This is a genomic window from Kribbella sp. VKM Ac-2566, from assembly GCF_004366005.1.
GTDB lineage: Bacteria > Actinomycetota > Actinomycetes > Propionibacteriales > Kribbellaceae > Kribbella > Kribbella pratensis.
Genome location: NZ_SODT01000010.1, coordinates 133,956 through 158,276 on the forward strand (window position 1 = coordinate 133,956; position 24,321 = coordinate 158,276).

Annotated in this window: 22 protein-coding genes; 10 read left to right on the forward strand and 12 right to left on the reverse strand. The window is 69.4% G+C overall.

Features of this window, described 5'->3' with window-relative positions:
- Together EV647_RS19010 and EV647_RS19015 are read right to left on the reverse strand one after the other, a co-directional pair.
- The gene (locus EV647_RS19010) at positions 1–744 is read right to left on the reverse strand and encodes an SDR family oxidoreductase (protein ID WP_134004722.1); all 744 of its coding nucleotides are present in this window, start codon (positions 742–744) and stop codon (positions 1–3) included.
- Positions 745–766: 22 nt separating this feature from the next.
- Positions 767–1,558, reverse strand: a complete 792-nt coding sequence (locus EV647_RS19015) for a GNAT family N-acetyltransferase (RefSeq protein WP_134004724.1) — start codon at positions 1,556–1,558, stop codon at positions 767–769.
- Positions 1,559–1,678: 120 nt separating this feature from the next.
- Between EV647_RS19015 and EV647_RS19020 the strand changes: the two genes are divergently transcribed.
- On the forward strand, positions 1,679–2,473 hold the full coding sequence (locus tag EV647_RS19020; RefSeq protein WP_134004726.1) for a metalloregulator ArsR/SmtB family transcription factor: 795 nt from the start codon (positions 1,679–1,681) through the stop codon (positions 2,471–2,473).
- Here the strand turns inward: EV647_RS19020 and EV647_RS19025 are convergent.
- The 3 genes from EV647_RS19025 to EV647_RS19035 all read right to left on the reverse strand — a co-directional run bounded on the left by EV647_RS19025 (position 2,470) and on the right by EV647_RS19035 (position 6,535).
- Positions 2,470–4,596, reverse strand: coding sequence for an ATP-dependent DNA helicase RecQ (locus EV647_RS19025; protein ID WP_134004728.1), 2,127 nt, complete (start codon positions 4,594–4,596; stop codon positions 2,470–2,472). The two genes, EV647_RS19020 and EV647_RS19025, sit on opposite strands and share 4 nt — an antisense overlap.
- Before the next feature lie 138 nt (positions 4,597–4,734).
- Positions 4,735–5,214 (reverse strand): redox-sensitive transcriptional activator SoxR, encoded by a 480-nt coding sequence (soxR, locus tag EV647_RS19030; protein ID WP_134004730.1) that lies wholly within the window; start codon positions 5,212–5,214, stop codon positions 4,735–4,737.
- Between the two features lie 46 nt (positions 5,215–5,260).
- Positions 5,261–6,535, reverse strand: coding sequence for an MFS transporter (locus EV647_RS19035; RefSeq protein ID WP_238177289.1), 1,275 nt, complete (start codon positions 6,533–6,535; stop codon positions 5,261–5,263).
- A gap of 71 nt (positions 6,536–6,606) precedes the next feature.
- On the opposite strand from EV647_RS19035, the gene EV647_RS19040 reads away from it, so the two are divergent.
- Positions 6,607–7,587, forward strand: coding sequence for a GlxA family transcriptional regulator (locus EV647_RS19040; protein ID WP_134004732.1), 981 nt, complete (start codon positions 6,607–6,609; stop codon positions 7,585–7,587).
- Here EV647_RS19040 and EV647_RS19045 read toward each other — a convergent pair.
- Positions 7,584–8,714: a Xaa-Pro peptidase family protein gene (locus tag EV647_RS19045; protein WP_134004735.1), complete on the reverse strand. Its 1,131-nt coding sequence runs from the start codon at positions 8,712–8,714 to the stop codon at positions 7,584–7,586. The genes EV647_RS19040 and EV647_RS19045 overlap by 4 nt on opposite strands.
- A gap of 44 nt (positions 8,715–8,758) precedes the next feature.
- On the opposite strand from EV647_RS19045, the gene EV647_RS19050 reads away from it, so the two are divergent.
- Entirely contained in the window at positions 8,759–9,562 is an 804-nt protein-coding gene (locus tag EV647_RS19050) for an alpha/beta fold hydrolase (protein WP_134004737.1), read from the forward strand.
- On the opposite strand, the gene EV647_RS19055 is transcribed toward EV647_RS19050, so the two are convergent.
- Positions 9,537–10,313, reverse strand: a complete 777-nt coding sequence (locus EV647_RS19055) for an SDR family oxidoreductase (protein WP_134004739.1) — start codon at positions 10,311–10,313, stop codon at positions 9,537–9,539. The genes EV647_RS19050 and EV647_RS19055 overlap by 26 nt on opposite strands.
- A gap of 181 nt (positions 10,314–10,494) precedes the next feature.
- On the opposite strand from EV647_RS19055, the gene EV647_RS19060 reads away from it, so the two are divergent.
- Genes EV647_RS19060 through EV647_RS19070 form a run of 3 tightly spaced genes read left to right on the forward strand, consistent with a single transcriptional unit; the run spans position 10,495 to position 13,931 of the window.
- Positions 10,495–11,346 (forward strand): helix-turn-helix domain-containing protein, encoded by an 852-nt coding sequence (locus EV647_RS19060; protein WP_134004741.1) that lies wholly within the window; start codon positions 10,495–10,497, stop codon positions 11,344–11,346.
- A 45-nt stretch (positions 11,347–11,391) separates the two neighbouring features.
- On the forward strand, positions 11,392–12,270 hold the full coding sequence (locus tag EV647_RS19065) for an SDR family NAD(P)-dependent oxidoreductase (protein WP_134004743.1): 879 nt from the start codon (positions 11,392–11,394) through the stop codon (positions 12,268–12,270).
- On the forward strand, positions 12,267–13,931 hold the full coding sequence (locus EV647_RS19070) for an AMP-binding protein (protein ID WP_238177290.1): 1,665 nt from the start codon (positions 12,267–12,269) through the stop codon (positions 13,929–13,931). The genes EV647_RS19065 and EV647_RS19070 overlap by 4 nt, the downstream gene beginning before the upstream one ends.
- On the opposite strand, the gene EV647_RS19075 is transcribed toward EV647_RS19070, so the two are convergent.
- Complete coding sequence (locus tag EV647_RS19075) at positions 13,918–14,700, reverse strand: LLM class flavin-dependent oxidoreductase (protein WP_134004745.1); 783 nt, start codon at positions 14,698–14,700, stop codon at positions 13,918–13,920. The two genes, EV647_RS19070 and EV647_RS19075, sit on opposite strands and share 14 nt — an antisense overlap.
- A 155-nt stretch (positions 14,701–14,855) precedes the next feature.
- On the opposite strand from EV647_RS19075, the gene EV647_RS19080 reads away from it, so the two are divergent.
- On the forward strand, positions 14,856–15,260 hold the full coding sequence (locus EV647_RS19080) for a universal stress protein (RefSeq protein ID WP_131338258.1): 405 nt from the start codon (positions 14,856–14,858) through the stop codon (positions 15,258–15,260).
- A gap of 45 nt (positions 15,261–15,305) precedes the next feature.
- Positions 15,306–19,358 (forward strand): ATP-dependent RNA helicase HrpA, encoded by a 4,053-nt coding sequence (gene hrpA / locus EV647_RS19085; protein WP_134004747.1) that lies wholly within the window; start codon positions 15,306–15,308, stop codon positions 19,356–19,358.
- Here hrpA and EV647_RS19090 read toward each other — a convergent pair.
- A complete protein-coding gene (locus EV647_RS19090) occupies positions 19,355–20,296 on the reverse strand; it encodes a YafY family protein (RefSeq protein ID WP_134004749.1) in 942 nt (313 codons plus the stop codon). The genes hrpA and EV647_RS19090 overlap by 4 nt on opposite strands.
- Before the next feature lie 62 nt (positions 20,297–20,358).
- On the opposite strand from EV647_RS19090, the gene EV647_RS42080 reads away from it, so the two are divergent.
- Entirely contained in the window at positions 20,359–21,189 is an 831-nt protein-coding gene (locus EV647_RS42080; RefSeq protein WP_166680380.1) for a DinB family protein, read from the forward strand.
- On the opposite strand, the gene EV647_RS19100 is transcribed toward EV647_RS42080, so the two are convergent.
- From EV647_RS19100 to EV647_RS19110, 3 genes are read right to left on the reverse strand one after another with little or no spacing between them, the layout of a single operon-like run.
- Positions 21,167–21,778, reverse strand: a complete 612-nt coding sequence (locus EV647_RS19100) for a TetR/AcrR family transcriptional regulator (RefSeq protein WP_133789101.1) — start codon at positions 21,776–21,778, stop codon at positions 21,167–21,169. The genes EV647_RS42080 and EV647_RS19100 overlap by 23 nt on opposite strands.
- Positions 21,778–22,620 carry an oxidoreductase gene (locus EV647_RS19105; RefSeq protein WP_134004751.1) on the reverse strand — a complete coding sequence of 281 codons (843 nt, stop codon included), beginning with the start codon at positions 22,618–22,620 and terminating at the stop codon, positions 21,778–21,780. Before EV647_RS19105 ends, EV647_RS19100 begins: the two co-directional genes overlap by 1 nt.
- Before the next feature lie 45 nt (positions 22,621–22,665).
- Positions 22,666–23,484, reverse strand: coding sequence for an AraC family transcriptional regulator (locus tag EV647_RS19110; RefSeq protein ID WP_134004753.1), 819 nt, complete (start codon positions 23,482–23,484; stop codon positions 22,666–22,668).
- A gap of 70 nt (positions 23,485–23,554) precedes the next feature.
- Between EV647_RS19110 and EV647_RS19115 the strand changes: the two genes are divergently transcribed.
- The gene (locus EV647_RS19115) at positions 23,555–24,289 is read left to right on the forward strand and encodes a phytanoyl-CoA dioxygenase family protein (RefSeq protein ID WP_134004755.1); all 735 of its coding nucleotides are present in this window, start codon (positions 23,555–23,557) and stop codon (positions 24,287–24,289) included.
- The last annotated feature ends 32 nt before the right edge of the window (positions 24,290–24,321 follow it).

The window sequence follows — 24,321 nt, forward strand, 5'->3', positions numbered from 1 at the left end:
TTACCGGCCGCCCGAGACGTCGACCGTCGTGCCGGTCATGTAGGAGGAGCGGTTCGAGGCGAGGAAGGCGATCACCTCGGCGACCTCCTCCGGCTTGCCGGGGCGGGCCAGCGGCGGGGTCGCGCCGAGGCGGTCCAGGCGGCCTGGCTCGTGGATGTCGGTCTGGATCAGGCCGGGCCGGATCCCAAGGACGCGGACGCCTTCCTTCGCGACCTCGTTCGCCAGGCCGGTCGTGAGCGCGTCGACGGCGGCCTTGCTCGCCGCGTAGTCGACGTACTCTCCCGCCGATCCGAGCACCGCCGCGCGCGAGGACACGTTCACGATGACGCCACCGTCGCCACCGTACGCCGTCGACATCCGGCGGACCGCGGCACCGGCCACGAGAAACGCGCTGATCGCGTTGATCCGGAACACCCGGTCGAGCCGTTCGGCGTCGTACTCCGCGACCCGCCCGCCCGGCGAGACGACGCCCGCGTTGTTGATCACCGCGGTGATCGGGCCCAGCTCCGCGCTGACCGTGTCGAAGAGCCGCTCGATCTGCTCGGCCTCCGTGACGTCCGCCTGGACGGCGATCGCGCGACCGCCGCGCTCTTCGCAGGCCTTCACGACCTGCGCGGCTTCGTCGGCCTGCGTCCGGTAGTTGACCCCGACGTCCCAGCCGTCCGCCGCGAGCGCGAGCGACGCGGCCGCGCCGATCCCGCGACTTCCACCGGTGACCAGTACAACTCCACGTCCGTCAGTCATGGTCCTACTGTTTCATGTGGGGTCACGCGGGCGGCTTCGCGAACCCGAGCTGGGTCTCCGAGTCGGTGAATCCCAGCGAGCGATAGATCCGGATCGCGAGGTATTCCGGATCCGCGACCATCACCAGGGTCCGCGCACCGCCTTCGGTCAGCCCGTAGGTCGACGCGTGGTGGACGAGTGTGGTCGCCAGCCCGCGACCACGGTCCTCCGGGGACGTCTGCACATCCTGGAACCGGGCCAGCCCGCTGCCGTCGAACATCAACCCGAGCGCGCTCTGCAGCCGATCCCCGTCGAACGCGCCGAACCACTTCCCGTGACCGTCGTCGACCAGCTCGCGCTTCGCCGCCAACCTGCGCCGGGTGAATTCCTCGTACGCCGCGTCGACCTTCATGGACGCGGTGGCGAGGCTCTGGCGGTACAGCTGCTCCCAGTCGTTGTCGCTGTTCAGGAAGCGGTACGTCGAGTCCGTATTGGGCCGTTGCGGTTGCAGGACCCGATCGGCCGTCATCACGACACTGCTGTCGACAGTGAACCCGGCGGCGGTCAGCTCGTCCTCGGCCCCGATCACGCCGTCGACGGTATCGATGCCGAGGGCGACATGCTTCGCGTCCGGGAACTCCCGCCGGAAGTCGTCGAGGCGGATCTTCGTGTCGCCGGGCGCGAACGGCGTGCGGTAGAGCAGGAAGTTGCCCCACCAGAAGCCCGGGTTGCCTGGCGTGCGCACCACGACGTACTCCCCCGTGTCGCGCAGCGTGCTTCCGCCCAGCTCCAGGAGCAACAGATCGGTCCGGTACCCCAGGCTCTTGATCTCCACCTCCACATCCTCACCCAGTCGTCAATCGCCTTCTTTGACGATGCAGTGGTTGACATGCAGCCAATCGGCTGCCTATGTTGGAAAGGCAGCCAAAAGGCTGCATGAAGCGATCGGAGGGTGATGGACGACGAGGTGTTCCGGGCGCTCGCGGATCCCAGCCGGCGACGGCTGCTCGACCTGCTGAACCTGCGCAACGGGCAGACACTGCGCGAGCTGTGCGCCGAGCTCGACATGGCGCGGCAGTCCGTCAGCAAGCATCTCGCCGTCCTCGAGAGCGCGAACCTCATCAGCACCGTGTGGCGCGGCCGGGAGAAGCTGCACCACCTGAACGCGGAGCCGATCAACGCCATCGCCGATCGCTGGATCCATCAGTACGACCGTCGGCGGGTTCAGCTCTTCGCCGACCTCAAGACGGCACTGGAGGCTGAAGTGACGAACAACGATTTCGTCTACACCACGTACATCCGGACCACGCCCGAGCGGCTGTGGCAGGCGCTGACCGACCCGGCGTTCACGGAGCAGTACTGGCAGCTCCACCACGAGACGGACTGGACGCCCGGCTCCCCGATGGTGTGGCACCAGGGCGACGTGGTGATCTCCGGACCGGGGCAGGTGGTGGTCGAGCACACGCCGTACATCCGGCTGTCCTACGCCTGGCACCACATCACGCCCGAATTCGCGAAGGCGGTCGGGTTCGACGAGGCGACCTACGAGCGGACCAGCCGTGAGCCGTTGTCGACGGCAACGTTCGAGCTCGAGCCGATCGACGACCAGGTGAAGCTCACCGTGATCCACAGCGGCTTCGAGCCGGACAGCACGATCCGGACCATGATCCAGGACGGCTGGCCGCGCCTGCTGGCGGACCTGAAATCCTTGCTGGAGACATCAGTCGCCACCGTGCATCAGGAGTCCTAAGGACGCTTGTGGATCACCAGCGGGAGAACAGCCGCGGCGCCTGCTTCACGCAGTTTCGCCGCGGCTACCGTGACCGGCCACTGTGACGACGTGGAGTCGACGAGGAGGAGCACAGTGCGTGCTGTGACGGCCTGGGCGGTGACGCCGTCCACCTGGAGACCGTCCCGCCAGACCTTCGCCTCCTCGGCCGACGACAGGTCGTCGGTGTAGCCGGTCCGGTCGATGGTCAACTCCGCTCGCTCCAACCGGCCGACCTCGGCAACGTGATCCGCAACCGCGGACGTGAGGTCCCGATAACCCCCGGCAGCAAGCGGTACGACGACATCGGGCCGAGCCGACCACGAACCACGCCATCGGGACAGCGCCGCGACCGCACCGGCCTGCAACGCCTCGACTGCCTCAGGGGCGGGCGATCCGTTGAATGCACCCTGCAAAACCTCGCGCCACTCGGGCGCGTCGGCGTACACGATGATGCGGCCCGGCTCGGCGGAGAGGGCGGGTGGGATCTTCCCGCGGGCGCCGAACGCACCGCCCGGCCACATCTTCCGCGTCTCCAGCACGTGGACCTCGCCGCGCAGCGACCGCGTGATCGTCGCGACGGTCTCCGGATCGGGCCGCTCCACCAACGGCTCGGGCAACGCGCCCAGGCACACCGAGCACCGGCCGCAGGGCTCCGCCGACGGATCGTCCAGCGACTCCTGGAGAAGTTGCATCAGACAACGATCGCCGCGGGTGTACGCGCGCATGATGTCGGCCTCGCGCCGCCGTACGGACACGATGCCGTCGTAGTGCGCCGCGTCGAACGTCCACTCGGCACCGGTCCGGACCCATCCGCGCTCGACCCTGTCGACGGCTCCGTCCACGGCGAGCTGTTTCAGCATCAGCTCGACCCGGGTCCGGCGCAGTCCGGTCTCGGCCTCCAACGCCGGCACGGTCGCGGGTTGATCCGGTCCGTAGCTCTCCAGCGCCCGCAGCAAGCGCTGCACGTTCTCGGGCACCGGGATCGTCGCGGTCGCGAAGTAGTCCCAGACGCCCGCATCCGCGTCGGACGGCAGCAACGCCACCACCGCATGGTCGATGCCGCGCCCTGCACGGCCGACCTGCTGGTAGTACGAGACCGGTGAGGGCGGCGACCCGACATGCACCACGAAACCGAGGTCCGGCTTGTCGTACCCCATTCCCAACGCCGAGGTCGCGATCAGCGCCTTCAGCTGGTTGGCGCGCAGCGCGTCCTCGAGCCGCTCCCGCTCCCCCGCCTCCAGCTGACCTGTGTACGCCGCGACCGGGACATCTGGCCCGTGGACCTCCTGGATCACCGCAGCCAGCCGCTGCGCGTCGGCCACCGTCAACGCGTACACGATCCCTGACCCGGGAAGCGTCGGCAGTACGTCGACGACCCACGCGAACCGATCCAGCGGCGACAGCGCATCCACCACCGCGAGCTGCAGACTCGATCGCGCCAGCGGACCACGCAGCACCAAGGTGGACTCGCCGAGCTGCTTCGCGACGTCCTCCGTCACGCGCGAGTTGGCCGTCGCTGTCGTCGCCAGCACCGGTGTCTTCGGGTTCAGCTGCTGCAGCACCTCGGACACCCGGCGGTAGTCCGGGCGGAAGTCGTGACCCCAGTCCGACACCGCGTGCGCTTCGTCGATGACCAGCAGACCGATCTGCCCGGCCAGGCCGTCCAGCACGCGCCGTCCGAAGCCCGGGTTCGCCAGGCGCTCCGGGGAGACCAGCAGTACGTCGACCGCACCGGAGCGCAGATCGTGCTCGATGCTCGACCACTCGTCGATGTTGTTCGAGTTGAGCGTGGCGGCGCGGAGTCCTGCACGGCCGGCCGCGGCGACCTGGTCACGCATCAACGAGAGCAGCGGTGAGACCACGAGCGTCGGGCCGAACCCCTCAGCCCGCCGGATCGCCGTCGCGGCCCAGTAGACCGCGGACTTCCCCCAGCCGGTCGCCTGGACCACGAGCACCCGCGCGGCCGCCTCGCACAACGCGGCAACAGCGGTCTCCTGATCCGTCCGCAGCCGCGCCTCGTCGCCCGCGATCGCCCGGATCAGGTCACCCGCAACCTTCGCCCGGTCGTCGGTCAGAGTCAGCATCGCCGCAGTCTCGCCCATGCCGACGACACTAGACGCCCCCACCCCCATTCCGCGCGCGCCTGCCGCCCACCCTGTGGACAACCCGATCCAACTCCCCGCGCGCCGGCCTCCAACCCCTCCCGACCCGCGTCGGTAGCGCGAGGCGGTGCGGTGGGACTAGGCGCATTTGCCGGGGTGGCAGGGTTCACCGGTGGTGGCGACCAGGCGGCGGGGGCCGGGGCCTGTGGTGGCGAGGGTGTCGTGGGGGTTGGCCAAGGCGCAGCGGTCGATGGAGAGGCAGCCGCAGCCGACGCAGTCCTTGAAGTCGTCGCGGAGTTGTTCGAGGTGCACGATGCGGCGGTCGAGCTCGGCCTGCCAGCACTCCGAGATGCGCTCCCAGTCGGCACGCGTCGGCGTACGGTTCTCCGGCAGCAGCTTGAGGATCGCGGCCACCTCCGCGAGTGGTACGCCGACCCGCTGGGCGATCCTGACCAACGCCACCCGGCGCAACGTGTCCCGCTTGTAGCGACGCTGGTTCCCCGACGTACGGCGACTGAGGATCAGCCCCTGCCGCTCGTAGAAATGCAGAGCCGAGATCGCCACGCCGCTGCGTTGCGACAGCTGCCCGACCGTCAACTCACCCGGCTCGATGTCCATCGCTCATCCCTTCAACCTCAACTTAGATCGAGGCTAGCGGAAAGAGTCAGGCGGTTACGAGGCGGCGACCGATGCTCGCGGACATCAACGCGGCCGCCGCGCAGAGCCCGCCGGCCAGGTACCACGCGAGGTTGTAGCTGCCTTGCGCGTCCCGGATCGCCCCGGCGCCGGTCGCGGCCAGCGCCGCACCGACCTGGTGCGACGCGAACACCCAGCCGAACACGATCGGCCCGTCCTCGCCGAACCACTCGCGGCACAGCGCCACGGTCGGCGGCACGGTCGCTACCCAGTCGAGGCCGTAGAAGATGATGAACACCCAGGTGCTCGGCGCAGCGGTCGGTCCGAGGAGCGACGGCAGCACCAGCAGCGAGAGGCCGCGCAGCGAGTAGTAGGCGATGAGCAGGTACCGCGGGTCCCACCGGTCGGTCAGGTACCCGGAGAAGATCGTCCCGCCCACGTCGAACACGCCTACTAGCGCCAGGAGCGACGCAGCAGTCGTAGCGGGCATGCCGTGGTCGTGCGCTGCCGTCACGAAGTGCGTGCCGACCAGACCGTTCGTCGAGGCGCCACAGATCGCGAACCCGCCCGCCAGCATCCAGAACGCGGGACGCCGGGCCGCCATGCGCAGGGCGTTGAGCGCTCGCATGGCACTACTACCGGTCGTCTCCGCCCGCTGCCCCGCCGTACTGCCCTCCGGGGCGCCGTACGCACGCAGCCCGACGTCACTCGGGTAGTCCCGCAGGAACAACAGCACCAGCGGTACGACGGCCAACGCCGCACCGGCCGCTACGAGCGCAGGCACCCGCCAGCCGTAGTTCGACGCCAGCGAGGCGATCAGTGGCAGGAAGATCAGCTGACCGGTCGCACCGGCCGCTGTGAGGATCCCGGTCACCAGGCCGCGACGGTGCACGAACCAGCGCCCGGTGATCGTCGCTACGAAGGTCATCGACATCGACCCGGTGCCGACGCCGACCAGAAGGCCCCAGCAGAGCAGCAGTTGCCAGGACGCGGTCATGAACACGGTCAGGCCGCTGCCCAGCGCGATCAGGACCAGTGCACCGCTGACCACCTTCCGCAGCCCGAGCCGGTCCATCAGCGCGGCGGCGAACGGCGAGATCCCACCGAACAGCAGCAGGTTGATCGACACCGCCGCCGAGATCGTCGCGTGCGACCACCCGAACTCCTCGTGCAGCGGATCGAGCAGCACACTCGGCACCGACCGGAACCCGGCCGCGCCGATCAGCGTCACGAACCCGACCACAGCGACCGCCCAGGCCAGGTGCACCCTGGGGGCCTTCTTCGTCTCTAGAATCTGCGTCACCCGATCAAGGATGAGGGTTCGATCGTCATCGAACTAGTGGCCAGATAGCCAACATGTGTCAAGATGTGGCCATGAGTCGTCATCTGGCCGCCGTCGGTCCGCACGTGGTCGCCGTCCTCGCGCTCGAGCCGGTCGTCGGGTTCGACCTGACGATCCCGCCGACGGTCCTGGGTGCCGCCACCAAGGCCGACGGCACCAAGTTGTACGACGTCCGCATCTGCGGACTCGGCGGACCGGTGCGGGCCGGTGCCGGGTTCAGCCTCGTCCCGGACCACGGCCCCGAGGCGCTCGCCGAGGCGGACACGGTGATCGTCCCAGGAACCTACATCCCCCAGCCGCGGTACGAAGGCACGCTGCCCGACGACCTGGCCGCCGCTCTCGCCACCATCCGCCCGGGTACGCGGATCGCCTCGATCTGCACGGGGGCGTTCGTCCTCGGCGCGGCCGGCTACCTGGACGGGCGGCCCGCGACGACACACTGGCGACGGGCCGAGTTGTTCCGCAGCGTGTACCCGCAGGTGAAGCTCGACGAGGACAAGCTGTTCATCGACGACGGCGACGTACTCACGTCGGCCGGCCTGGCCGCGGGCGTCGATCTCTGCCTGCACCTGATCCGCCGCGACTTCGGCAGCGAGGTCGCCAACCGGGCCGCCCGGCACTGCGTCGTACCGCCGTGGCGCGACGGCGGGCAGTCGCAGTACATCGAGCGCGCCGTACCCGAGGAAGGCAGTGAGGGTACGTCGCCGACGCGGGCCTGGGCCCTCGAACGGCTCGGTGAGGACATCAGTCTCGCGGCGATGGCGGAGCATGCGCGGATGAGTGTGCGTACGTTCAGCCGGCGCTTCAAGTCGGAGACCGGACAGTCGCCCGGCACCTGGCTGCTGCAGCAGCGCGTGCGGCACGCGTGTCAACTGCTCGAGACCACCGACCTCTCGGTCGACCGCGTCGCCGAGGAGGCCGGCCTGGGTACGGCGGCCTCCCTCCGACACCACCTACGGTCCGAGCTGGGCGTCTCTCCACTCGCCTACCGCAAGACGTTCCGGGCGGGTTAGGTCAGAACGACCAGGTCGTGCGGCTGGTTGTTCATCGATTCGACGCCGTCCGCCGTCACCACGACGATGTCCTCGATCCGCGCACCCCAGCGACCGGCCTGGTAGATGCCCGGCTCGACGCTGAACGCCATACCGGGCTCCAGCGGCAGGTCGTTGCCCGCGACGATGTACGGCTCCTCGTGGACGTCCAGCCCGATCCCGTGGCCGGTCCGGTGGATGAAGTAGTCGCCGAAGCCCGCCGCCGCGATGACGTCCCGGGCGGCGGCGTCGATCGACTCCGCGGTCGCACCGGGCCGAACAGCCTCCACCGCGGCCTGCTGCGCCTCCTGCAGTACGGCGTACGTCGCGGCGACGTCGGCGTCCCGCGGCGTACCGACGGCGTACGTCCGCGTGGAGTCGGAGTTGTAGCCCTCGGCAACCGGACCGCCGATGTCGACGACCACGACGTCGCCGGTCTCGATCACGCGGCCGGACAGGGCGTGGTGCGGGCTCGCGCCGTTCGGGCCGCTGCCGACGATCATGAAGTCCGCCCCGGTGTGGCCTTCCTCGACGATCGCGGCCTCGATGTCGGCACCGACCTCGGCCTCGGTCCGGCCGGGACGCAGCCACTCCCCGACGCGGGCGTGCACCCGGTCGATCGCCGCGCCCGCCTTCCGCAGCGCCTCGATCTCCGCCGCGTCCTTCCGCATCCGCAACTCACGGACGATCGGCCCGGCCAGCACCTGCTCGGCCTTCGGCAACGCGTCCCGGAACCCGAAGACGTGCAGCGCCGGCGTGAAGTCGCTCACCGCGACCCGCTCGGCGCCACTCAACCGCTCGGCCACGAGGTTGTACGGGTCGACGCCGTCCACCCAGGTGATGACGTCGACGCCCAGCTCCGCCAGGGGCAGATCCTCGTACCCGGGCGCTTCGAGCTTCGGTACGACGAGTGCCGGGGCGCCGTCGGCCGGGATCACCAGCGTGGTGAGGCGCTCGAGCGAGCCGCCGGGCTGACCGATCAGGTAGCGCAGATCGGAGCCTGGCGTGATCACCAGACCGGTGCCGGCCGCGGCCTCGCGGGCACGGTCGAGGCGGGCGCGGAGGACGGCGACATCATGGACGGGAGGAAGTGCTGAGCGACGGGCCATGCCTGACTCTAAAACTGTCGGGAGGGGTTGCTACAACTTGCCCCATGACCCTGCACCATGTGTCCTTCGGCGACGGCGTACCGGTTCTCGCGTTGCACGGCTGGACACCGGACCACCGGTTGATGACCGGCTGCCTGGAGCCGATCTTCACTGGACCATCGGCGCTGCCCGGCTACCGCCGCCTCTACCCCGATCTGCCCGGGATGGGTCGGAGTCCGGCCGGCGACATCGACAGCTCCGACGGCATCATGGCGGCCGTGCGCGCGTTCATCGACGAGCAGATCGGCGACGAGCCGTTCGTGCTCATCGGCGAGTCGTACGGCGGATATCTTGCCCGCGGCCTGGTCGTGGAGCGGCCCGAGCAGATCCTGGGCATCGGACTGATCTGCCCGATCGGCACGCTCTGGCACAAGGACCGGAAGCTGCCCGAACACGTCGTTCTGCGGTCCGAGCCGGGCGTTCTCGAGTCGCTGACCGAGGGCGAGGACTTCACCGAGCTGGCCGTCGTACAGACCGCCGACGCGCTGGCGGCGTACCGCGCGGACGTGGCGCCGGGTCTCGAGGTGGCCGACACCGCGGCGCTCGAACGCATCCAGAAGAACTGGGCACTGTCGACGGCACCGGAGAGCGGTCCGCCGTACGACGGACCGTCTCTCATCGTGTGTGGCCGGCAGGACGCCGTGACCGGGTACGAGGACCAGTTCGGTCTGCTCCCCCACTACCCGCGCGCGACGTACGCCGTACTGGACGTCGCCGGCCACAACCTCCAACTGGAACAACCCGCGCTGTTCGGCGCCTTGATCCGCGAATGGCTGCAACGCCTCAGCTGGTCTGAGCCGTCGGCATGATCGTGACCTGCTGAAAGTTGACCCGGGGCGGCTGCGTGGCGATGAAGCCGACCGCCTGCGCGACATCGTCGGGCGTCAGCCACTCCATGGTCTGCTTGGACCCGTCCAGCCACTCCAGTGCGCCCTCGTCGGTGACGTGGCTCTGCAGCTCGGTGCCCACGATGCCCGGTTCGATCGCCGAGACCCGGACGTTCTTCGGGCCGAGTTCGGCGCGAAGGTGCCGGGACAGGTGGCTGACGTACGCCTTGGTGCCCGAATAGACGGCGAAGTTCGGAAAGATGTTCTGCGCCGCGATCGACGATGTGTTGATCAGGTCAGCGACACCGCGCTCGGCTCCGGCCGCAACCAGCTGCGGGGTGAAGGCGCCGATGGCGTTCATCAGGCCGGTGATGTTCAGGTCGATCTGATGCTGCCACTGCTCTGTCGCGCGCTCCTCGACGGGCGCGGGGAGCATGATACCGGCGTTGTTGAAGAGCAGGTCGGCGCCGCCCAGCTCGGCCTGGACCCGCTCGGCTGCGGCCTGCACCGCAGCAGCGTCGGTGACGTCGACGGTCACGGCGAGGGCGCTGCCGCCGTCCTTCTCGATCCGGGCGACGAGCTCGCCAAGGCGATCCGCTCGCCGGGCAAACACCGCGACGGTCGCGCCCAGACCGGCCAGATGCTCGGCCGCGGCCTCGCCGATGCCGCTCGACGCGCCGGTGATGACGGCGACCCGGCCTGCGAGCGGTTTGCCTTCTTCTTGCACAGACATTTCTGGCTGCCTTCCAGGGTGATTCGGTCGGCGACTTGCCGGCCGTGACTCCAGAACACCAGTCACAGAAGGTGTTTTGGGCGCCTGAGCAGCCCCTGTCCGGGCAGGTATCGGCGAAGCTGGTACCCGCAGGGCCACCTTGGCAGCACGGATCGGCCGCGGCGTTCGAGACACTGGAGCCATGGAGCGCAGTACCGAGATCGCCGACTTCCTCCGCTCGCGGCGGGCCGCGATCGCACCCGACCAGGCCGGCCTGCCCGCGGACGGGCGCAAGCGGCGCGTCCCCGGTCTGCGTCGTGACGAGGTCGCGCGGTTGGCCGGCGTCAGCACGGAGTACTACACCCGGCTCGAGCAAGGTCGGGCGGGCAACCCGTCGGCCGAGGTGCTCGACGCGCTTGCTCGCGCCCTCCAACTCGACGCGGTCGAGCGCGAACACCTCAGCGACCTTCTGACGCGGCGGGCACCGGTCCGGCGTACTCCCGCAAGCCCTCAGCGGGTCCGGTCAGGTCTGTACTTGATGCTGCAGACGCTCGATCACATCCCGGCGTTCATCCTCGGCCGGCGCACCGACGTACTCGCGACCAACCGGCTCGCCCGCGAGGTCCTGACGGACTTCGACGCGATGCCTGCGACCCGCCGTAACCTCGCGCGCTACTACCTGCTCGATCCCGCGGCCCGCGGGCAGGTCGGCGACTGGGAACGGATCGCGGCCGAGACCGTCGCGATGCTGCGGCTCGAAGCCGGCCGTCACCCGAACGACCGTCAGCTCGCCGACCTCGTCGGGGAGCTCACGCTGCAATGCCCCGAGTTCACGGGCTGGTGGAACGACCACCGGGTCCTGCGCCGGACGCACGGCGCGAAGGTCTATCACCACCCAGTGGCGGGCGATCTGGAGTTCGCGTACGAGTCGTTCCAGGTGCCTGGCGACGCCGAGCAGACGCTGTGCGTCTACCAGGTCGAGCCCGGCTCGCCCACCGCGGATCGTCTCCGGCTGTTGGCGAGTTGGAGCGCTCCGCAGCCGGCAGCCGACTGAATCACCCCCTGCCACTGACGGCTACCAGCGGGTAATGTCGGGCGCATGGTGACTGGGAAGCGTGCTCCGGGGTGGCCGTTGCTTGTCGCGCTCACCAACGGTCGCACCAGGATTTCCGACGAGCGGCTGGACGCGGCTGTCCGGGGCAAGGTGGTGCTGGTCACCGGTTCGTCGTACGGGATCGGTGAGGCAACTGCACGGCGACTGGCTGCTGCAGGCGCGACGGTGTTGCTCGTCGCGCGAACGGCGGACCAACTGCAGGCAGTGGCCGACGAGATTCGCGCCGCGGGCGGGACCGCCTACGCGTATCCGGCGAACCTCGCCGACCCGGCAGCGGTCGAGGAACTCGTGCGGACCGTGCTGGCCGAGCACGAGCGGGTCGACGTACTCGTGAACAACGCCGGCAAGTCGATCCGGCGATCGATCGCGGACACGTACCAGCGGTTCCACGACATCGAGCGGACGAACGCGGTCAACTACCTCGGGCCGGCGAAGCTCGTGCTCGAACTGCTGCCGTCGATGCGCGAGCGCGGGTCCGGCCACATCGTGAACGTGTCGACGGCCGGCGTCCGTACGCCGCCGATGGCGCGCTGGTCGGCGTACCTGGCGTCGAAGAGCGCGTTCGACGTGTGGCTGCGGTGCGTGGCGCAGGAGGTCCGCGGCGACGGGGTGACGACCTCGACGGTCTACATGGGGCTGGTGCACACGCGGATGAGTGAGCCGACGCCGCTGCTGAACAAGTTGCCGGGGCTGACGCCGGAGCAGGCGGCCGATCAGGTGTGTACGGCGGTGGCCGAGCGCCCGCACAACATCACGCCGCCGTTCGTCCGGCCGGCCGATGCCATCGGCAACCTGTTGCGGGTGCCGACGGATCGGTTGCTCGAGCAGTACTTCCGGCGTACCGGAGGCGGGAAGAAGCGATGAGGACGATCCGCCCGATCCCACCGCTGCGGCCGCCGGCATGGCTGGTGCAGAGCGCGGCCGAGGTCGGCGGCTTGTCGGTCGCACTGATCAAGTCCGGGGTGTGGAGGTCGGCGGGGCCGGCGCAGCTCGTGCGGATCGAACGGGCGCTGCGGACCTGGGGTCAGTCGATGGCGGCGCTCGGGGTGATCGCGGCGATCCGGTATCCGGAGCGGCCTGCGGTGATCTCCGGGGACGACGTGATGACGTACGCCGAGCTGGATCGGCGGTGCGAACGGATCGCGGCCGGGATGCAGGCGCAGTACGGGATCGTTGCCGGGAGCAAGGTGGCGGTGCTGTGCCGCAACCACCGCGGATTCCTCGAGGCGACGCTGGCGGCGTCGCGGATCGGCGCGGACGTCCTGTTCGTGAACACCGAGTTCGCACCGCCGCAACTCCAAGCGGTCCTCGAACGGCATCGGCCGGATCTCCTGGTCCATGACGAAGAGTTCACTCCGCCGGCCGACCTCCCTGCTGTTCTGTCGGCGTCAGCCGGCCTGAGGCCGGCCGGGGCGGGGACGGACGAGGACAGCCGCGGACCTCGGAGCCTGCATGACCTCGCTCGGAGCGGCGGCCCGGCTGCGCCTGCGCCTGACACGGCCGGGCACATCACGATTCTCACTTCGGGAACCACTGGTACGCCCAAGGCGGCGCCCCGGGTGCCGACCGCGGTGGGGTTGGCGGGGTTGACCGGGAGCGCGCTCAGCCGGTTCGGGCTCCGGGCGGGCGAGCCGATGGTCGTTTGCCCGCCGCTGTTCCACGGGCTCGGTCTCCTCACCTCGATGCTCGCGTTGTTCCTCGGCTCGCCACTCGTCCTGCGACCGCGGTTCGACGCCGCCACCCTGCTCGCCGACGTCGAGGCGACCCGCGCCGGCGCGATCGTCGCCGTACCGGTGATGCTGCGCCGAATCCTCGATCTCGGTCCGGACGCCACCGCCCAGCACGACCTGCGCTCGCTGCGGGCCGTCATCTCGGGCGCGTCCCAGCTCGGCGCGCCGCTGGCGGAGCGGTTCATCGAACGGTTCGGGCCGGTGCTGTGCGACGCGTACGGGTCGAGCGAGGTCGGCATCGCCACGATCGCGACGTCCGCCGACCTGCTCGCCGCGCCCGGGACCGTCGGGCGGCCCTGTCTCGGCAGCACGATCCGGATCCTCGACGACCAGGACCGCACGGTGCCGACCGGCACGACCGGGCGGATCTTCGCGGGCGGCGGGCTGGTGTTCGGCGGGTACTCGGACGGTTCGAGCAAGACCGTCGTCGACGGGCGGATGAGCACCGGCGACCTCGGTCACGTCGATGCGGCCGGGCGCTTGTTCGTCGACGGCCGCGAGGACGACATGATCGTGTCCGGCGGCGAGAACGTGTATCCGGTCGAGGTCGAGCAGTGCCTCGCCGCACATCCCGCGGTCGCCGAAGCGGTCGTTGCCGGAGTCCCCGACGACGAGTTCGGCCAGCGGCTGATCGCGTACGTCGTACTCGACTCGCCGGCCACCGAGGACGAGTTGCTGACGCACGTGAAGGCCAACCTCGCACGCTACAAGACCCCGCGCCGGATCGTGGTCCTCGACGAATTCCCGCGCAACGCGACCGGCAAGGTCCTGCGCGGCAAACTCACCCCGCCGTGAAGAGCTTCCGGAACCTCGTCATCCGGTCCAGCGCGCTGGCCTCGTCCCCGAAGGACACCGCCACGGTCTCCGCGCCGGCGTCGACGAGCTCGTGAGCCATGGCGACGACCGGGTCGGGATCGCCGTCGGACCAGTCGAGCCGCGTCCCGACCTTGATCGGCCGGTCACCGAACGACCTGAGCCGCGATACCGCCGCCGCGAATCCGGCACCGTCCAGGTTGAGCCCCTGCCACTCGTCGCCGTAGCGCGCGGCGCGGCGCAACGCGGGCACCGTCGTACCGCCGATCATGAGCGGGAGCGGCGCCCGGGGCTTGGGCTCGAACACCCCGCCGCGGTCCCGGCCCTCGAAGAGATCACGGATGATCCCGAGTGACTCGTCCGTCCGGAGGCCGCGCTCCTCGAACACGGCACCGACTGCCGCGAACTCGTCCTTCGCCCACCCCGCGCCGATCCCCAGTACGACGCGCTCGCCGGACAACCGGTGCAGTGTCGCCGCCTGCTTGGCGACCACGTACGGACTCCGCATCGGCAGCACGAGCACCGAGGTCCCGAACCGGATCCGGCTCGTGCGCGCCGCCAGGTACCCGATCGTGACGAGAGGTTCGTACACGCCGCCGTACGTCGGGCCGAACTCACCCGGCGGGAGGAGGTGATCGGGCAACCACGCCGTACCGTAGCCCAGGTCCTCCGCGGCGATCGCCAGCTCGACCAGTCGCTCGGGCGGCATCGTCGCCGACTCGTCCGGGAGGACCACCTGAAGTTCGACCATGTGCTCGACCCTAACCGGCGGCGAGGACGGTTGATGGACCTGCGCCACTCACCAACCCCCGCAGCGGGCTCGTTCGCGGCTGTGGCTGAGCGTGGGTTGCTCGGCTTCGGGCTGCTTGGTGAGTGGCGCAGGTCCGGCATGGGAGAGTAAGAACCGTGAAGATTCTCGTCGGATACGTACCAACGCCCGAGGGTGAGGCGGCGCTGACCGCCGCAGCGACCGAGGCCGAGCTGCGCGGGGCCTCGATCCTGCTGCTGAACACGAGCCGGGGCGACGCCTACATCGACGCCCGCTACGCCAACGCCGACGAGTTGGCGGCCGCCGAGGCCAAGCTGCGCGAGCACGGCGTCGAGGTGACGATCCAGCAGGCGGTCTCCGAGGGCGACGTGGCCGGCGCCCTCCTGAAGGCGGCTGCCGCCGAGGACGTCGGCCTGATCGTCCTCGGCCTCCGCCGCCGCAGCCCGGTCGGCAAACTCATCCTCGGCAGCACCGCCCAACGAGTCCTCCTCGAGTCCCCCGTCCCGGTCCTCGCCGTCAAGGTCCCGTCCCCCCACGACTGAAATCCGGGTGAGGTGCTGGGGCCGGGCCTCTAAACTGGACTGGTTATGCCTGATGCCCGGACCGAGTCCACGAGTCCACCCCCAGCCCCCTCGCAGGACCCGGCCAATCGCCGGCGCCGTCGGCGCGGCGGAAAGGGACGCCAACCCGCCGCCCCGGCAACCGCAACCGGTGCTGCCGAGGGGGAGCTGAATCTTGCGGACGTGGTGGCTCGGCTCGACGATCTGACGGCGTACGACCGGGAGCATCTCGGGCGGCGGCTCGAGCGGGTTCGGCGTACGACGGACGCTCGCAAGCGGGCCGCCGAGCTGCAGAGTGTGGCCGGGGCGGTCGAGCAGGCCGAGCGGCGGGTCGACGTACGGCGCAACGCCGTACCCGAGATCACCTACCCGGAAGAACTGCCGGTCAGCCAGCTGAAGGACGAGATCGCCGCCGCGATCCGGGACCACCAGGTCGTGGTCGTCGCCGGTGAGACCGGGTCCGGGAAGACCACCCAGATCCCGAAGATCTGCCTCGAGCTCGGCCGTGGCGTGCACGGCATGATCGGCCACACCCAGCCCCGCCGGCTCGCGGCGCGCACGGTCGCGGAGCGGATCGCGGAGGAGCTCGGCACCGAGCTCGGTGAGACGATCGGTTTCGCCGTACGGTTCACCGACAAGGTCAGCGAGCGGTCGCTGGTCAAGCTGATGACCGACGGCATCCTGCTGAACGAGCTGCAGCGCGACCGCGACCTCACGCGGTACGACACGCTCATCATCGACGAGGCGCACGAGCGCAGCCTGAACATCGACTTCATCCTCGGCTACCTCAAGCGCCTGCTCCCCCGCCGCCCGGACCTCAAGGTGATCATCACCTCGGCGACCATCGACCCGGAGCGGTTCGCCGCGCACTTCGCGGCCGCGGACGGCACCCCGGCGCCGATCGTCGAGGTGTCCGGCCGCACCTATCCGGTCGAGGTGCGGTACCGCCCGGTCAACGACCCCGAGGACCCGAGCACGATCGACCGCGACCAGACCCAGGCGATCCTGGACGCCGTCGACGAGCTCGAGTACGAGGCGGACGGCGACGTACTGGTCTTCCTGTCCGGTGAGCGCGAGATCCGCGACACCGCCGACGCGTTGAACGACAAGTTCCGCGGCGAACGCCGTACGACCGAGATCCTTCCCCTCTACGCCAGGCTCTCCAACGCGGAGCAGCACCGGGTCTTCCAGCCGCACTCGAACCGCCGGATCGTGCTCGCGACGAACGTCGCCGAGACCTCGCTGACTGTCCCGGGCATCAAGTACGTGATCGACCCCGGTACGGCGCGGATCTCGCGCTACAGCCACCGCACCAAGGTCCAGCACCTCCCGATCGAACCGGTGTCGCAGGCCAGCGCGAACCAGCGCAAGGGCCGCAGCGGCCGGACCAGCGACGGCATCTGCATCCGGCTGTACTCCGAGGAGGACTTCACCAACCGGCCCGAGTTCACCGACCCGGAGATCCTGCGCACCAACCTCGCCTCCGTCATCCTGCAGATGACCGCGATCGGGCTCGGCGACATCGCCGCGTTCCCGTTCATCGACGAACCCGACAAGCGCAGCATCACCGACGGCCTGCAGCTGCTCACCGAGCTGGGAGCGATCGATACGCCGAAGGGCGGCCGGCTGACTCCGATCGGCCGGCAGCTCGCGCAGATCCCGCTCGACCCGCGGCTGGCCCGGATGATCGTCGAGGCCGACAAGCATGCCTGTGTCCGCGAGGTCATGGTGATCGCGGCCGCGCTCTCGATCCAGGACCCGCGCGAGCGCCCGACCGATGCCGAGGCGCAGGCCCAGCAGGCGCATGCCCGGTTCCGCGACCCGAACAGCGACTTCCTCGGGTACCTGAACCTCTGGGGCTACCTGAAGAAGCAGCAGAAGGAGCTGTCCGGTAACCAGTTCCGCCGGATGTGCCGCAGCGAGTACCTGAACTATCTCCGGGTCCGCGAGTGGCAGGACATCTTCGCGCAGCTCCGCCAGGTCGCCACACAGATCGGCGTGAAACTCAACAGCGGCGAGCCGGCCGACCCGCAGAGCGTGCACATCGCGCTGATGTCCGGCCTGCTCAGCCACCTCGGGATGAAGGATCCCGCGAACCAGCACCAGTACCTCGGCGCGCGCGGGACGAAGTTCGCGATCTTCCCCGGCTCCGGGCTGTTCAAGAAGCCGCCGCAGTTCGTGATGGCCGCCGAGCTGGTCGAGACGTCGAAGCTGTGGGCGCGGGTGAACGCGAAGATCGAGCCGGAGTGGGCCGAGGATCTCGCGCCGCACTTGATCAAGCGCTCGTACTCCGAGCCGCACTGGGAACGCAAGGCCGGCGCCGTGATGGCGTACGAGAAGGTCACGCTGTACGGCGTACCGATCGTTGCCCGGCGCAAGGTGAACTACGGGAAGGTCGACCCGGAGGTGTCGCGCGAGCTGTTCATCCGGCACGCGCTGGTCGAGGGCGACTGGGACACCCACCACAAGTTCTTCCACGAGAACCGCAAACTGATCGAAGAGGTCGAGGAACTCGAGGAGCGGACCCGGCGACGCGACCTGCTGGTCGACGACGAGACGCTGTTCGCGTTCTACGACGAGCGTCTCGGCCCCGAGGTCGTCACCGGCCGGCACTTCGACACGTGGTGGAAGACGGCACGGCAGCGCGACCCCGACCTGCTCGACTTCGAGCGTTCGCTGATCGTCCGCGAGGGCGCGGACGTCAAGGAGGACGAGTTCCCGCTCCACTGGACGCAGAACGGGATGACGTTCGACCTGACCTATGCGTTCGAGCCCGGCACGGATGCCGACGGCGTGACCGTGCACATCCCGCTGCTCGTCCTGAACCAGGTGACCGCGGACGGCTTCGAGTGGAGCGTTCCCGGATTCCGCGAGGAACTGGTCACGACGCTGATCAAGTCGCTGCCCAAGGCTGTACGGCGGAACATCGTGCCCGCGCCGGACCATGCGCGGCAGATTCTCCCCGAGCTCGACCCGGCGTCCGGGCCGCTCACCGACGCGATGGCACGCGCCTTGCGGGACCTGCGCGGCGTGGTGATCGAGCCCGAGGACTGGGACTGGACCAGGGTGCCCGAGCACCTGCGGATGACGTTCCGGGTCGAGGACGACAAACGCAAGACAGTGGCCGAGGGCAAGGATCTCGCCAAGCTGAAGGAGAAGCTGAAGCCGAAGACGAAGGCCGCGATCTCACAGGTCGCGTCGAAGGCAGTCAGCGGACTGGAGAAGGCCGGTCTGACCGACTGGACGTTCGGCGATCTCCCCCGCAGCTTCTCCGAGCACCGCAACGGGCTGACGGTCGCGGGCTACCCGGCGCTCGTCGACGAGGGCAAGAGCGTCGCGATACGCCTGCAGGAGACCGAGCGCGACCAGGCCGCGGCGATGTGGGCGGGCACGCGGCGGCTTCTGCTGCTGACCATGCCGTCGGTGATCGACGTCGTACAACGCCAACTCAGCAGTGCGCAGAAGCTGACTCTGATGGCGGGTCCGCATCGCAACGTCGGTGAGCTGCTCGACGATGCGATCGCGGCGGCTGTCGATCAGCTGATGGCAGCGGCAGGCGGGCCGGCGTGGAACTTGACCGCGTTCTCGATCCTGCGGGACGCCGTACGGTCGGAACTCGCGGACACCGTGCTGACGATTCTGCAGCAGGTCGAGCAGGTGCTCGGGCATGCGCGGACCGTGGACAAGCAGATCTCCCGCGCGGCCAGCCCCGCGTTGCTCGCTGCCCTGTCGGATGTCCGCGGTCAGCTCGAAGGCCTCGTGCATCCGGGCTTCATCACCGAGACCGGGGCGAAGCGACTGCCCGATCTGGTGCGGTACCTGCGCGGCATGGAGCTGCGCCTGGACAAGCTCGGCGCAAACGCGGCGCGCGACCGCTCCGGGATGGCCGTCGTCGACATGCTCACCGACGAGTACCGCAAGAGACTCCGCGCGGTGCCGACAGGCAAGTACCCGAGCCCCGAACTGCTCGAGGTCCGCTGGATGCTCGAAGAACTCCGCATCAGCCTGTTCGCCCAAACCCTCGGCACGCCGTACCCAGTCTCCGAAAAACGCATCCGCAAGGCCCTGGCCGACAGCTAGGAGTCCAGTAGCCGACGGGCGTGCTCGTGGACGGCGGTGCGTAGTTCGGGTGGCTCGAGGATCTCGAACGGCCAATAGATCCGGCAGACCTGGGCAACCAGAGGGCCGAGTTCGTTGGCGGCGAAGCGGACCTCACAGGTCGCGGCGTCGAGCTCTTCGACCACGCCCTGACTCGGCGGGATCATCTTCGTGACGGTGGCGGCGGGGGCCTGGACGCGGATCCGGGCGACGATGTCCCACGGCGACACTCCGGTGCCCTCGGCAACGAGTGCGACCGGGTCCGGCGGGTCGTCGAAGCGGTACCGGGAGCCGGTGAGCATCGGCTGCTCGATGCGGTCGACCCGGAAGGTTCGCCAGGCCTGCCGGTCGCGGTCGCGGGCGACGAGGTACCAGCGCCGGCCGGTGTGCACGATCTGCAGCGGTTCGACGCTGCGCTCCGACTCGCAGCCGTCATGGGTGCGATAGCGGAACCGGATGCCTTCGACGTGCCGGCAACCCGCCGCCAGCGTGACCAGCACGCCGCCGTCAACCGGCGGCAGTTCGCCCTGCGGCAACTGAGTCGTGTGTGCCCCGATCGCGTCGACCTGCTCCCGGAGCCGGACGGGCAGCACCTGATGGAGTTTGGCGAGCGCCGAGATCGCCGCCTCCTCGACGCCGGACACCGTCGTGGTCGTCGCGACCCGCAGACCGACCGCGATCGCGACGGCCTCGGAGTCCTCGAGCAGCAGCGGCGGCAGGCGTCCACCGGGTCCGAGGCGATAGCCACCGCCGATCCCGGCCTCGGCGTCGATCGGGTAGCCGAGCGACCGCAGCCTGGTGATGTCCCGCCGTACGGTGCGAGGCGTGATCTCGAGCCTTGCTGCCAGCTCGGCACCGTCCCACTGGGGGCGCGAGTGAAGCAAGGACAGCAATCGGAGCAGCCGGGCCGCGGTATCCATCGTGGCTATTCTGCCTCGACCTGCGGACCGATCCTGTCCGCAGGTCGCTCTACGGTGGATTCATGACCACGACGCAGAGCTTGCTGGATCTGTCCGACTTCGCCTGGCAGCGCCTCCGTGACCGGCTCGGCGGGCTGACCGACGAGGAGTACTTCTGGGAGCCGTTCGACGGTTGCTGGACCGTCCGGGCGACGGATGACGGGTTCGTGGCCGACTGGGACCGGATTCCGCCGGAGCCGCCGCCGTTCACGACGCTGGCATGGCGGGTCGCGCACATCGTCGATGTCCTGCAGGCGGAGCGCACGGCGACCTGGTTCGGCCAGGAGCCTGCCGCCGACGACGGTACGCCGCCGGTCCCGGGCTCGGTCGCCGACGCCATCGACTCCCTCGACCACGCCTACGCTGTCTGGCGCCGGCGACTGGCCGCGCTCACCCAGGACGATCTCGACCGCCCGATGGGCGCCATCGCCGGACCGTACGCCGAGGACAACGGAGCCGACTTCGCCCTGCACATCCTCGACGAGCTCATCCACCACGGCGCGGAGGTCGGAACGGTCCGCGACTTCTACCACGGCACCCACCCCGACAACCGCTTCACCGGCAAACTGACACCCGGCGAGCGCCCGGCCCTGCTGGCCGAGGCCGCGGTCGCACGCCACTGGGAACTCATCCCCGAGCTCGCGGACCAAGGCTTCGACCTGAACGCGAAGACCACCAGCGGCCGTACGGCGGCCCACCTGGCCGCGGGAACCGGGAACCTGGAGATCCTGCGGTTCCTGGTCGAACGCGGGGCCGATCTGTCGATCACCGACGGCCAGTTCCAGGCCGACGTACTCGGCTGGGCGAAGTGGTTCCAGCAGACCGAGGCGATCAAGTACCTCGAGACGCTGTGATCAGCCCCGCGCTGAGCAGCCAGATGTGTTCGCAGGTCGAGGACGCCTGCTGCAACTGTACGGGCGACTCCTGCGAGGCGTGGTAGAAGGTTCGCTCGATCATCCAGCACAGGACACGGGCCATCGCCGACGCCTGATCCGGTGCGGTGCCGGCCGGTACGCCGGCGCGTTCGAGGACTGCGGTGATGGCCGTGATGAACAGGTCGGCGGTCCGGCTCCACAGCGTGCCGATCTCGGGGACGGTCAACGACAGGTCGATCGCCGTGCGCATCACCAGGCCGTGCTCGTTCCACAGCTCGACCGTGCGCTGCATGGCAGCCGCGATGGCCTCGCGCGGCTCGTCGGACTCGGCGGCGACGCGGGACCTCTCCCACAGGTGTTCGACGGTCCGAGCCACCAGTGCCGTGACGACTTCCTGTTTGGAGCCGAAGTAGAAGTACAGAGCGCCGCGCGTGATCCCGGCGCCTTGGGCGATGTCGCCGACCGACATCGCGTCGTACCCCTTGTCCGCCAGCAACGCCTCGCAGGTGTCCAGGATGGCTCGCTCACGGACATCGCCTTTGCGTTCGACAGCGCGCCGGCCGGTCATCAGAGCTGCGCACCTTCCGCGAAGTCGGTCGTCCGGGAGAGGGCATCCCAAGCGCGGATGTCCGCATCGGTGGCGGAACGTGCGGCCGTGACCAGGCGCAGCGCGTCCGAGCCCAGGACGAGGTGCGCCGGAGGTTGATCGACCGACGCGATGTGGACGACTGCTTCGCCGGCCTTCGCCGGGTTGCCCAATTGGTTCCCACTCGCCTTCTGCCGCGCCGCGCGGATCGGAACGAACAGTTCGTCGTAGTCGTCGATGGAGTGCCCGGCGCGTGTCATAGAGCGCCCGGCCCAGTCGGTGCGGAACGACCCGGGCTCGATCGCGGTCACGTGGATGCCGAACTGTGCGACCTCCTTGCCGAGCGCCTCGAGAATGCCTTCCATTGCGAACTTGCTCCCGCAGTACGCCGACATACCGGGCACGGCCATCAAGCCGCCCATCGACGTGACCGCCATCAGGTGTCCGCGGCGGCGGCGACGCATGAACGGGAGCGCAGCCTGCAGAGTGGCCGCTGCCCCGAAGACGTTGACCTCGAACTGCCGACGTACGTCTGCCAACGGGGTTTCCTCGAAGGTGCCCTCCAGGCCGTAGCCGGCGTTGGCGACGACAACATCCAACGGGCCGACGCTCTGCTCCAAGTCCGCCACCACGCGAGTGACCGCGTCGTAGTCGGTCACGTCAAGGATGCGGGCGTGCGCGCGCTCCAGTTGCTCGAAGGCACGCAGGTCCTCCTCGGAGCGGACCGTCCCCACGACGGTGTGACCGGCGGTCAGGGCGGCCTGGGCGAACGCACGCCCGAGCCCCGTGCTGACGCCGGTGATGAGCCAGTTCTGCTTCTCCATGCCCCAAATTCTACACGGTGTCGATTTTTCTCAACGTGACGTAGATTACGGGACGAAGGCGCGTTGGGATCGGCGGCGGAAATCTCGTGGTGAGAGGTCGTGGGCGGTGGTGAAGCAGCGGGTGAAGTAGGACTGGCTGGTGAAGCCGCAGCGGGATGCGATGGCGGCGATCGTGGCGTTGGTGGCTGCTAGCAAGGATGCGGCGTGTTCCATTCGGAGGTCGGTGACGAAGGCGGTCGGGGTGACGCCGTACGCCGCGCGCATCGAGCGGGACAGGTGTGCGGCGCTGACGCCGGCGAGTTCGAGGAGGCGCGGTACGCCGCCGCGGAGGTTCTCCTCGGCGCGCATCGACGTACATGCCTTGGCCAGCCAGTCCGGGATCCCTGAGCCGCCGGGGTCTCCTGGTGCCAGCAGGTCGAGAAGGTCGGTCCAGAAGCGCAGGAGGTGGTAGGCGGTCGGGGCGTTCTGGAAGCGGTCGAGGGCGTGCTCGAAGAGCGGTACGGCGGCCGGCTGATGGAAACTGACCGGGCCCCGGGAGGTCCAGGTCGGGGTGCGGGTCAGGTCCAGGAACCCTTGCCAGATCGAGCTCGGGAACGCCACGTTGACGAACTCCAGACCGTCGGGCGCCGCCCCGCGGACCGCATGGCGGTCGCTCGGCCGGACCAGGACGACGTCGCCGGCACGCAGCGGCACGGCGCCGGTGGTCAGCAGGTGCTCGCCACTGCCGGACACGACTCCCATGAACTCGTGGAAGTCGGCGTGCGTGTGCAGTTCGGTGTCGCGGGCTCGGGCCGGGATCCGCACCCGCGCCGCGTGGTACGGCCGGCCGAACGCGTGCGCCTCGAAGCGCAGGATCTGATCCACATCAAGACAGTACAAATTCTCGTCGTACGGCTGCTAGCCCTCGGATGCGTCACCCCCGGACGCTGGAGGCATGTTCGAAACCGATGGATATGTCATCTTCCGCGACGTCATCGACCAAGACCTGATCAAGGAAGTGAACGATCATGTCGAGTGGCTGCAGGCCCGGCATCCCGACGTACGGCCCGAGCAGCTCGGCCACATCTACCTGAAGGACGACCCGTTCTGGGTCCGGCTGGTGAGCGACGACCGGCTCGTCGACATCGCCGAGAAGTTCGTCGGGCCGGACATCGCGCTGTTCGCGTCCCACTACATCTCCAAGCCGCCGTACTCCGGGCAGCCGGTGCTCTGGCATCAGGACGCCGCGTTCTGGCCGCTCGATCCGATGGAGGTGGTGACGCTCTGGCTGGCCGTCGACCACTCGACGCCGGAGAACGGGTGCGTCCGGGTGATCCCGGGAAGTCACCGCTCCGGGGTCGCCGGGATGCGTGACAACACCGACGTGGAGAGCGTGCTCGGCAAGGAGATCGCGGTCGAGGTCGACGAGTCGCAGGCCGTCGACATGGTGCTCGCGCCGGGCGACGTCGAGGTGCACCATCCGAACATCGTGCACGGCAGCAACGCGAACACGTCGCCGGATCGGCGCTGCGGGCTGACCATCCGCTACATCCCGACGTCGACGCGGATCACCGATCCGGAGTCGCCGTACCCGAGCGCGTTCCATCTGCGCGGTGAGCCGGGGGTGAACAGCTACCAGCCGCGGCCGCGGTACGTCGAGGGCCGGCACTTCCCGTTCGCCGGCGCCTGAACAAGTGAAGAGCCCGCCCCGGGAAAGGGGCG

Bases quoted from the DNA above. Each gene is read 5' to 3' on its own strand.
- soxR (WP_134004730.1), bottom strand. From the start codon at position 5,214: ATGGACATCGAGCCGGGTGAGTTGACGGTCGGGCAGCTGTCGCAACGC.
- EV647_RS19090 (WP_134004749.1), bottom strand. From the start codon at position 20,296: ATGGATACCGCGGCCCGGCTGCTCCGATTGCTGTCCTTGCTTCACTCG.
- EV647_RS19105 (WP_134004751.1), bottom strand. From the start codon at position 22,620: ATGGAGAAGCAGAACTGGCTCATCACCGGCGTCAGCACGGGGCTCGGG.
- EV647_RS42080 (WP_166680380.1), top strand. From the start codon at position 20,359: ATGACCACGACGCAGAGCTTGCTGGATCTGTCCGACTTCGCCTGGCAG.
- EV647_RS19025 (WP_134004728.1), bottom strand. From the start codon at position 4,596: ATGGGCGAGACTGCGGCGATGCTGACTCTGACCGACGACCGGGCGAAG.
- EV647_RS19065 (WP_134004743.1), top strand. From the start codon at position 11,392: ATGGTGACTGGGAAGCGTGCTCCGGGGTGGCCGTTGCTTGTCGCGCTC.
- EV647_RS19060 (WP_134004741.1), top strand. From the start codon at position 10,495: ATGGAGCGCAGTACCGAGATCGCCGACTTCCTCCGCTCGCGGCGGGCC.
- EV647_RS19055 (WP_134004739.1), bottom strand. From the start codon at position 10,313: ATGTCTGTGCAAGAAGAAGGCAAACCGCTCGCAGGCCGGGTCGCCGTC.
- EV647_RS19045 (WP_134004735.1), bottom strand. From the start codon at position 8,714: ATGGCCCGTCGCTCAGCACTTCCTCCCGTCCATGATGTCGCCGTCCTC.
- EV647_RS19075 (WP_134004745.1), bottom strand. From the start codon at position 14,700: ATGGTCGAACTTCAGGTGGTCCTCCCGGACGAGTCGGCGACGATGCCG.
- EV647_RS19020 (WP_134004726.1), top strand. From the start codon at position 1,679: ATGGACGACGAGGTGTTCCGGGCGCTCGCGGATCCCAGCCGGCGACGG.
- EV647_RS19040 (WP_134004732.1), top strand. From the start codon at position 6,607: ATGAGTCGTCATCTGGCCGCCGTCGGTCCGCACGTGGTCGCCGTCCTC.
- hrpA (WP_134004747.1), top strand. From the start codon at position 15,306: ATGCCTGATGCCCGGACCGAGTCCACGAGTCCACCCCCAGCCCCCTCG.
- EV647_RS19100 (WP_133789101.1), bottom strand. From the start codon at position 21,778: ATGACCGGCCGGCGCGCTGTCGAACGCAAAGGCGATGTCCGTGAGCGA.
- EV647_RS19115 (WP_134004755.1), top strand. From the start codon at position 23,555: ATGTTCGAAACCGATGGATATGTCATCTTCCGCGACGTCATCGACCAA.
- EV647_RS19050 (WP_134004737.1), top strand. From the start codon at position 8,759: ATGACCCTGCACCATGTGTCCTTCGGCGACGGCGTACCGGTTCTCGCG.
- EV647_RS19010 (WP_134004722.1), bottom strand. From the start codon at position 744: ATGACTGACGGACGTGGAGTTGTACTGGTCACCGGTGGAAGTCGCGGG.
- EV647_RS19070 (WP_238177290.1), top strand. From the start codon at position 12,267: ATGAGGACGATCCGCCCGATCCCACCGCTGCGGCCGCCGGCATGGCTG.